This is a genomic window from Vibrio sp. 10N.222.54.A3 (assembly GCF_041474095.1).
Lineage (GTDB): Bacteria > Pseudomonadota > Gammaproteobacteria > Enterobacterales > Vibrionaceae > Vibrio > Vibrio crassostreae_C.
Genome location: NZ_JBFRTN010000161.1, coordinates 1 through 763, shown reverse-complemented (window position 1 = coordinate 763; position 763 = coordinate 1). Strand labels below are relative to the sequence as shown.

At 40.4% G+C, this 763-nt stretch carries 1 protein-coding gene; it reads left to right on the top strand.

Going from position 1 to position 763, the window contains the following annotated elements:
- Positions 1-92: 92 nt before the first annotated feature.
- The coding region (locus AB4507_RS22625) for an IS5 family transposase (protein ID WP_372183454.1) at positions 93-763 on the top strand (671 nt) is incomplete at its 3' end.

Below are 763 nucleotides of genomic sequence, written 5' to 3'. Positions count from 1 at the left end.
CTAGGGCGTGTTGATCTTTCGTGAGTGTTTTTTGAACAGCATGGTAAAGAGTTATAATTTGCTTCGCCAAAAGTAAAACCATAACCAATACCATGCCAAGAACAATGCTAACTGATATTCGCTGGGAACTGCTACTCCAAGTTATGAAAAGTACAGGTCGTATTTACGATAAAACTGAACATCGAATGACATTTGAAGGAATACTTTATCGAATGAGAACAGGTATTCCTTGGCGAGATCTACCCTCTGAGTTCGGAGAGTGGAGTACCGTTTACAGACGATTTAATCTTTGGTCAAAGAAAGGGATTTTAGATAATCTTTTCAAAAGTTTATCTAACATGGCTGATTTTGAATGGGTATTTCTTGATGGCTCTATAGTTAGAGCACATCAGCATAGTACAGGTGCAGCTACTGAAAGTTCAGAGCAAATAGGAAAAAGTCGCGGGGGCAACTCACCCAAAATTCACTTAGCCGTAGATAGTGGTGGCCTGCCGATTTGCTTTGATTTATCAGAGGGACAACGCCACGATATAGTGCATGCCGAAAGCTTAGTTGAGCAACTCGATGAAGTTAATACCATCGTTTGTGATAAAGGATATGACAGCGAACCTTTCCGTACTTTTGTTAAGGAACGTGGCGGAGAAACGGTAATTGCTAAACGCAATTACGGACAAGATATAGACAAAGACAGTATGGATTGGTGTTTATACAAGTATCGTCACTTGGTCGAAAATGCCTTTGGGAGAATTAAGCATTATCGAGC